This window comes from Streptomyces sp. CO7 (assembly GCF_053474865.1).
On the sequence record NZ_JBRIOU010000009.1, the window covers coordinates 93,306 to 95,501 of the forward strand.

Genomic DNA, 2,196 nt, shown 5'->3' on the forward strand with positions numbered 1-2,196 from the left:
CAGGGCCGGTGTCGCCCTGCAGGCCGTCAGCCGCAACGTGCTGGCCTCCCCGGACACCCTGGCGGTCAACGCAGGCTCCTACCTGGCCCTCGGCGTGGCCGCCGTCACCGGGGTCTCCCTCCCCCTGCTGGCGTCCTCCGGCATCGCCTTCGCCGGAGGTCTCGCCGCGGCGGCGGCGGTGCTGTCCCTGTCGGGACTCGGCGCCGGCACCGTCCGTCTGGTCCTCGCCGGCAGCGCCCTGACACTGGGGCTGACCGCCGTCACCCAGGGCCTGTTGCTCCTCTTCCCCGAGCAGACCGAGGGCCTGTACGCCTGGAACCAGGGCTCCATCGCCCAGAACGGCTTCGACGGCGTCCTGCAGATGCTGCCGATCGCGGTGGTCGGCCTCGTCGGACTGCTGCTGACGGCGCGGCGCGTCGACGCGCTGGCGCTCGGCGACGACGCCGCCCGGGGACTCGGCGTCGACGTCCGCACCACCCGGGTCGCCGTGGTGGTGCTGGCCTCCCTGCTGTCCGCTGCCGCCGTCACCCTGGCCGGACCGATCGGCTTCGTCGGCCTCTGCGCCCCGGCACTGGTGCGGCAACTGGCCCGCCGCGTCCGCGCCTTCACCCGGCTGCGCGGGGCGCTGCCGCTCGCCGGACTCGCCGGCGCCGCGCTGGTCCTCGGCTCCGACGTGGTGCTCCGCGCCCTGGTCCCCGACGACCTCTCGGTCGCGGTGCCGACCGGGGTGGTCACCAGCCTCGTCGGCGCGGTCTTCCTGGTGGTGACCGCGACCCGGCTGCGGGAGGGCGCCGAGTCCGCCGCGCCGGACCGTCTGAGACTGCGCAGCCGCCGGGTCTTCGTCACGGTGCTGTCCGTGCTGGTGGTGCTGCTGGTGGGTGTCGTCGTCGCCGCCGTGCTGCTGGGCGACGCCAAGCTGCTCCTGGGCGACGTCGCCAACTGGGCCCAGGGCAGGTCCGGCCGGGCCGTCACCTTCGTCCTCGACACCCGCGTCCCGCGGGTGGGCGCGGCGCTGCTGGCGGGCGCGGCCCTCGCGCTGGCGGGCACGCTGGTGCAGGCCGTCACCCGCAATCCGCTCGCCGAGCCCGCGGTGCTGGGCGTCTCGAACGGCGCCGCGCTGGGCGCGGTGCTGCTGGTGACCTCGGTCCCGCTCGCCGGTTCCTGGGGCGTGGCGGGCGCCGCGTTCGCGGGAGCGGCGGTGTCGTCGGTGGTGGTCTTCGGGCTCGCCGCGCAGGGCGGCTTCCGTCAGAACCGGCTCGTGCTGGTCGGCATGGGCGTCGCCACCGCGGCGACGGCGCTGATCAGCCTGATCATCGTGCTCACCGACCCGTACAACGCCACCAAGGCGCTGACCTGGCTCTCCGGTTCCACCTACGGGCGCACCTTCCCGGACCTGGTGCCGCTGGCCCTGGTGCTGGTCCTCGGCGTCGGCGTGGCGGCCGCCCGGCGCACGGAGCTCGACCTGGTCTCCCTGGACGAGGACACGCCCAAGCTGCTGGGCATCGGCCTGTCCCGCGAACGCCTCGCGCTGCTGGTGCTGAGCGTGCTGCTCAGCGCGACGGCGGTGGCGGCGGCGGGCACCATCGGCTTCGTCGGCCTGGTCGCCCCGCACGCCGCCCGGGCCCTGGTCGGCCGCCGCCACGTGCGTGTGGTGCCGGTCGCCGTCCTGCTCGGCGCGGTGCTGGTCTGCGCCGCCGACCTCCTCGGCCGCACGGTCATCGCCCCGGCCCAGCTGGGCGCGGGCCTGATGACCGCGCTGATCGGCACGCCGTACTTCCTGTGGCTCCTGGTCCGGAGCCGCGGCGCCCGCTGAATCCCCCCGTTCCCCCCGCTTCGGCCGCCCGGTGACGCCACCGGGCGGCCGTACGCCGTCCGGGCGGACCTTCGACGGGCCGAGCCCCGGAAGGCGAGGGCGAGGCATCCGCCGGGCCGAGCGACACGAGAGCCCCGACCCGATGATCCGCCGGGCTCCAGTCCTCGGTCCGCAACGGCTTCCGTCCACCCCGGTCCGGAGCGCAACGGCGCTTATCCAACTCGGTCCGGTCCGGTCCGCAACGGCTTCCGTCCGCCTCGGTCCGGTCCGCAACGGCTTTCATCCGCTCCGGTCCGGACCGGAACGGCTCCGGACCGGACACCCGAGGGCGCGGCGTCGGGTGTCCGGTCCTGCCCACCCGCACCCCACGGCGCGCTCCGACT

1 protein-coding gene is annotated in these 2,196 nt (G+C 75.8%); it reads left to right on the top strand.

Annotation, left to right across the window (positions count from 1 at the left end; translation table 11 throughout):
* Nucleotides 1-1,813 (top strand): iron ABC transporter permease (locus ACOV8S_RS27000; RefSeq protein WP_448320987.1); only part of this gene is annotated, 1,813 nt, incomplete at its 5' end.
* Between the last annotated feature and the right edge of the window lie 383 nt (nt 1,814-2,196).